This is a genomic window from Roseomonas sp. KE2513 (assembly GCF_016107305.1).
GTDB lineage: Bacteria > Pseudomonadota > Alphaproteobacteria > Acetobacterales > Acetobacteraceae > Roseomonas.
The window spans coordinates 1-5,365 of the sequence record NZ_RCVR01000095.1 but is presented as its reverse complement, the minus strand read 5'-3'; the positions used below and the strand labels follow the sequence as shown (position 1 = coordinate 5,365).

Annotated in this window: 5 protein-coding genes and 1 pseudogene; 1 reads left to right on the top strand and 5 read right to left on the bottom strand. The window is 62.9% G+C overall.

Translation table 11 applies throughout. The features are described from left to right. Positions 1–10: 10 nt before the first annotated feature. The 3 genes and pseudogenes from D9599_RS29980 to D9599_RS31810 form a co-directional block, all read right to left on the bottom strand. Complete coding sequence (locus tag D9599_RS29980) at positions 11–457, bottom strand: hypothetical protein (RefSeq protein ID WP_198385000.1); 447 nt, start codon at positions 455–457, stop codon at positions 11–13. 9 nt (positions 458–466) lie between these two features. Beyond that, positions 467–1,249 (bottom strand): annotated as a pseudogene (locus D9599_RS29975) (IS5 family transposase). A gap of 790 nt (positions 1,250–2,039) precedes the next feature. Then, a complete protein-coding gene (locus D9599_RS31810) occupies positions 2,040–2,390 on the bottom strand; it encodes a DUF3489 domain-containing protein (protein ID WP_198384999.1) in 351 nt (116 codons plus the stop codon). 707 nt (positions 2,391–3,097) lie between these two features. Here D9599_RS31810 and D9599_RS29965 point away from each other — a divergent pair. Then, the gene (locus D9599_RS29965; RefSeq protein WP_198384998.1) at positions 3,098–4,765 is read left to right on the top strand and encodes a heme peroxidase family protein; all 1,668 of its coding nucleotides are present in this window, start codon (positions 3,098–3,100) and stop codon (positions 4,763–4,765) included. On the opposite strand, the gene D9599_RS29960 is transcribed toward D9599_RS29965, so the two are convergent. Then, positions 4,754–5,197, bottom strand: a complete 444-nt coding sequence (locus tag D9599_RS29960; RefSeq protein ID WP_198384997.1) for a recombinase family protein — start codon at positions 5,195–5,197, stop codon at positions 4,754–4,756. The two genes, D9599_RS29965 and D9599_RS29960, sit on opposite strands and share 12 nt — an antisense overlap. After that, positions 5,197–5,365 (bottom strand): DUF3489 domain-containing protein (locus D9599_RS32665; RefSeq protein ID WP_198384996.1); only part of this gene is annotated, 169 nt, incomplete at its 5' end. The genes D9599_RS32665 and D9599_RS29960, both read right to left, overlap by 1 nt.

Sequence of the window (5,365 nt, the reverse complement as noted above, 5' to 3'; positions counted from 1 at the left end):
CTAGGGCTTGTTAGCGGCTGACGAGCTTTGCCGATGGTCGGGGGGTGCGGACGCGTCCGAGGTGATCGACGCTCCGGGGCCGTGCTCCCGGGTTGCCGACATAGGCATCCGTCGCAGTCCGGCCGTAGGCGTCCTCAACGGTGATGACAAAGGTTGCTGAGGATCCACCGTTTGAATAGCGCGCTTTAAGCTGCCGAAAGGCAGCCTCAGACACGTGGTGTTTTTTGCAGAGGTCCGGCAGCGCCTTACGAAAGCGGCTGATTGCTTTACTCAAGGTTGCGGAAACTGGGCCGCCGGATATTGTCCCGGCAAGGAAATCCACGTCGATAAAGGCCTGCGGACTGCTCGCTGCCTCGCCTAAAACGTCCAACTCGTACATGCCGACAAGTTGGCTATAGCCGCTCGCTAGAGAGTCGGCGACGTTGAGGGCAATGGATCGCAATTCGCCGAACCGCATGGGGTTAGCCTACCCTCCAGGCTGGCTCTTGATCCAATCCATTGTTGCCGCGAGGTGGAGAACGCCGAGGAAGGACGAGGCGGTCTTCTCATAGCGTGTAGCGACGGCGCGCCACTCCTTGAGCCTGGCCCAGAGGCGCTCGACGCGGTTGCCGTTGGTGTAGACCCAACTCGGGCACGCGACTGGGGCCTCATTGCTTTTGGACAAGATAGCGGGGCGTGCACCGAGGTTCCAGACGTGCTCGCGGAAGGCGTGGCTGGAGTAGCCGCGGTCACCGACGACCCAAAACGGCACGCCGGGGAGGGTGGCGAGGAGGGGGATGGCATGCGGCAGCTCGTGCGCCTGCCCTGGCGCAAGCGAGAAGGAGACGGCGCGGCCTGTGCTGTCTGCGATCATGCAGACCTTGGTGCCGAAGCCGCCACGTGAGCGGCCAAGCGCCTCACGCTCGTCCCGCTCCGGCGCTGTCGCACCTTTTTGGCTGCCCCTGCTGCCTTCTGGTGTGCCCGGATCGAGGTGCCGTCGAGGAAGGTCATGCTGATCCTCACGCCTTGCTCCTGTACCAGGGTGAGTAGGCGTTCCCAGACACCGAGACGCGACCAGCGGATGAAGGTCTGGGCCGCCATCCATCATGGTCCCCTCTGCGGGGAGGGCTCGCCACTTCGCGCCATTGTCGTGCCGCCAGAGGATCGCGCCGATGGTTCGGCGCAGGTGCTGCGGCGGCACCTTGGCGTGCGGGCGACAAGCCTCGATCAGTGGCTCCAGCACCGCCCACTGCTCGTTTGTCAGCGCCATCCCGTTCTCCAAAAGCCAGAGAACGCAGCCATCGTACCAAGGATTCAGGCGTTTACGGGACCTAGAAAAGGTTGGCCACGTGATACTTCGATTGTCCAGCGCCGTCATATGGCTTGGACCACTTGCGGATGATAGCTTCGCTCTCAATGCGCAATGATCAAGCAGGCTCTGATCAGCGACCAGGCCAAGCCCTGCTCTGGCGTCGGGCAAAAACAATCCTGGGCATCTGCGTCTATCTGGCTCTACTTCTTTATGGTTGCACGGGCCTGAAGCGTCTTCGGCCTGCCGATACCGAAGCGCTTCAGCGGCTCCAAACTTCTGTGGTCAGCGCCCTGAACGCTAGCGAGCCGAGAACAATTCGGCTTTCGGAGTACAATGGCGACCGCTTTACGGACGTCTGCATCATCTATGAGTACGATGACGGCTACGAAAGCCTAAGCAGGAGGCTGGAGGGCCTTGGACTGCCCCAACAGGGCGGCCCGCGTGTCGGAGATAGCCAGCGCGCAATAGGCTTTGCTGCTCCAGGCCGAGCAGGCTTTGTTTTCCTGCCACAAGGCAAGGTTCTGGACTTGTCGGAGGACCGCTGCTTTGCGGTCGATGATGCGGTAATTGAAACCAAGCCGCGCCGGGATCAGAGGAGTCCGACCCTACGCCTGCTGCAAGCGTCAGATCCTTTAATAGGCGCTAACAGGCCTTAGTCCGAGGCCGCTGTGCCCCTGCTCAGCTGTGGAGACCGGGTACAGGGCGACGGCGTAGCGGGTCTGGGCTGGGATGCGACGCGGGGCGGCCATTAGCTCTCCTCCTCCTCGGCGGTGATGCGGTAGATGCTGTAGCTGCCCTTCGCCCCCTGCGCTCCCGGTCCGACTTGCCGAACCCGCTCCAGCACCTCGACCGTGTGGCCCTTCTTCTTCAGCCCAGCGAGAAAGCCGCGCACCGTGTGCTGCGCCCAGCCGGTCGCCTCCATAACCTGGGCAATGGTGGTGCCCTCTGCCCGATGCAGGAGGGGGAGGACGGCCTGCTGTTTGGTGCCTTCACGTGGGAGGCGTGGGGCAGAGGGGTCACGCTCCGGCCGACTTGCCGTGCTGCGGCCCAGAGCAGCCCTGAGCGCCTCAACGGAAGCCGACAGGGCGGGGAGTTCCACCCCCGCATCCCAGGCCACAAGCAGGGCGGTTGCGGCGTCTCGCAGCGTAATGCGGGGCTGTGACGGGCAACGGGCACCACAGGCGGCACATGGGCCTCTAACGCGGCCGTGCTGGTCTTGCCTGCCTCCGTACCCTCCTGCGCCACTTGAACGGCCCCTCCGGCCAACTCCGCCCCGCTCGGCTCACCAACCACCGTCAGCCCGGCTGCGGCGATCCGCAACACTGTCATGGCGCTGCCGCTTGGATCGGCGACCTCCTCCAGCAGCCCGGCCCTCAGCATGCTCTGGAACACCGCATTCCGGGCGGCGGCCGGCAAGTTCGAGGGCGCCTCGGCCAGCCCTTCCGGGTGCTGGGCAGCGGCGGTGAGGATCTGCACCTGGGTGGGGGGAGCTGCTTCGTCATCGTCAGGTCCTTGGGTTGGACCCGCTCAGCCGGGTCCTACGACCCAAAGCCCTGACGAGGGTCGGTCAGGGTGGCGAAGAACTTCGGTCGCGCTGATAAGGTACTTCGCTCCAAACAGCCCGTGAGCAAAGCGCCTTCTGAACAGATTACAGGCCAGGGACCGCGAGCGGTCAAAATCAGAAACGTTTCATGCTCGCCGGCGTGTGATCAGCCACCGAGTAGAACTGCGTCTTATGTTACACAGCTTGTGAGCTTGCCCCATTCATTGTTCTCCTCGCTGAACATCAGCACCCGGGAGGACAGCGTGCCTAACGAGCTCAAAAAGAACTCCATGGCTGCGATCATCGCGCGTCCAATCATTCGGCACGGCTCGCCCTTGCGAGGTGGCATTGCTGTCCCTCCTCCCGGAGTTGATTTCCGCGCAGGGCGTTTTGGCCGCCTATTTCCGGAACTCAAAGCGCTGGAGGTACCCGAGGCTGCGCTTATCGCACTTGGGGAAGCTATGATTGAAGGTGGTTCCAACCAGACGGGGGATAATCAAAATATTCCCTCCGGCTTCACCTACCTCGGTCAGTTCATCGATCACGACATCACTTTGGATAATACTGGCATCGCTGAGCGCATCAAAGATGTTGACCAGGTCCTAAACTTCCGGACGCCCAGGCTGGATTTGGACTGCGTTTATGGAATGGGGCCGGGCGCAAGCCCGCAGCTTTATGCTCGCCGCAAGGCGAACCCCGCCCTCTCCTCTGCGCGAATGCTGCTCGGGCGCACCGTCCAGGGCCTCGTCGGTCCTGACGTAAAACCTGACCTGGAGTTCGACCTACCACGGGGTATTCAGGGACGGGCCCTGATTGGCGACCACCGCAATGACGAGAATCTCTTGGTCGCCCAAACGCATGTCGCCTTCCTCTTGTTCCACAACGCCGTTGCACGAGCAAACCCGGACATGGACTTCGCGCAGGTCCGGCAGCAGGTCACCTGGCATTACCAGTGGATGGTGTTGCACGACTTCCTCGGCAAACTCGTTGACATGAATGACGTTGCCACTTCCTTGAGGAAGCGAGAGTTCTACCGGTTCGAGAAGCTCAGCATCTACAAGGAGCCGTACATCCCGGTGGAATTTTCTGTGGCAGCTTACCGCCTTGGCCACAGCATGGTGCGCGGCGGCTATAGCCACAACCGCGTCTTCCCGGATCAACCCTTCTTGCGATCGTTCGTCTTCAGCGGCCTTTCCGGCAACATCATTGGCGAGTTGGCATCGGACCAAACTAATGCGCCAATTGCAGGCGAACCTGCAGTCCCCACCTTGCCCAGTGACTGGATCAACGACTGGCGCCGCTTCTTCGATTTTGGCACGGATCAGGGTCAGGAAAACGGCCTTGCGCGAAACCGCTCGCGGCTCATCGACCCCTACCTTGTCCAGGCGATGCACGAACTACCGGGTGGGCGGAAAGGTCCCGGCGTCGACCTCTCTGATCATCCCAGCCTCGCCGTCCGCAACTTGGCACGTGGCGCGAAAATGATGCTCCCATCTGGACAGGACGTGGCGCGCCTGATGAAAATTGCTCCACTGACGCCCGCCGAGATTGCAAGCAGCGGCGACGACGGCAAGCTCGCAAAAGCGCACGGCCTGCACGAGAAAACACCTCTTTGGTACTACATCTTGAAGGAGGCGCAGCTCCGACAACGAGGCGCTCGCCTCGGTCCTGTTGGCAGCCGCATTCTGGCCGAGGTGTTCGTGGGCCTTCTCGTCGGCGATCCAGAGTCGTTCATTTGCCAGAACGAAGGTTGGACGCTGGAAAAGCCGACTTGGAGGCCAACCCTCGGCGAGCACGTCGGTAGCTTCGCAATGACTGACATGCTCCGCTTCGCATACGGGTCAAAGGGACCGGCCGAGGACGTGGCGCTCAGCCCAGTTGATGTGGCGGCAAACAAGCAGGTTCCTGCGCCTGCTCCACTACCCGCTTAGCTCGATCGCGAGTTGCAAGAAGTCGGACGCTGATGCATTCGGCTTCTTGCATAATCCCCAGCTATAAATTGACGTCGTTAGATCGGCCGCTCTCAGCATGTCGGCCGCGCGGATGGAGATGCCCTCCCTTAGCAGCCCCGAGAGAGTGTGAGCGCGCCGGGTGATCCGATCGAGGCGCGCCGCCACCAGCACCGCCCCGAGCTGCCGGCAGCGGGTCAGCGCCGCCTGGAACCCGGGCCGGCGGTCGTCCTTGCCCGAGGCGATGTCCTGGTGCTCGGCAACAAGCGTCCAGCCCTCCCGCTCGACGAAGGCGCAGACGCTGGCCTGCTGCGCTTCCAGCCCAAGGCCCGAGTGCCCCTGCTCGGCTGTGGAGACCCGGTACAGCGCCACCGCGTAGCGGGGTTGGGTCGAGGCGCGACGCTGAGTGGCCATCAGCCCTGCTCCCCGGCGGCGATGCGGTAAACGCTGTAGCTGCCCTTCGCGCCCTGAGCCCCCGGTCCGACCTGGCGCACCCGCTCCAGCACCTCGACGGCGTGGCCCTTTTTCTTCAGCCCGGCGAGGAAGCCGCGGACCGTGTGCTGCGCCCAGCCGGTCGCCTCC

Bases quoted from the DNA above. Each gene is read 5' to 3' on its own strand.
- D9599_RS29980 (WP_198385000.1), bottom strand. From the start codon at position 457: ATGCGGTTCGGCGAATTGCGATCCATTGCCCTCAACGTCGCCGACTCT.
- D9599_RS29960 (WP_198384997.1), bottom strand. From the start codon at position 5,197: ATGGCCACTCAGCGTCGCGCCTCGACCCAACCCCGCTACGCGGTGGCG.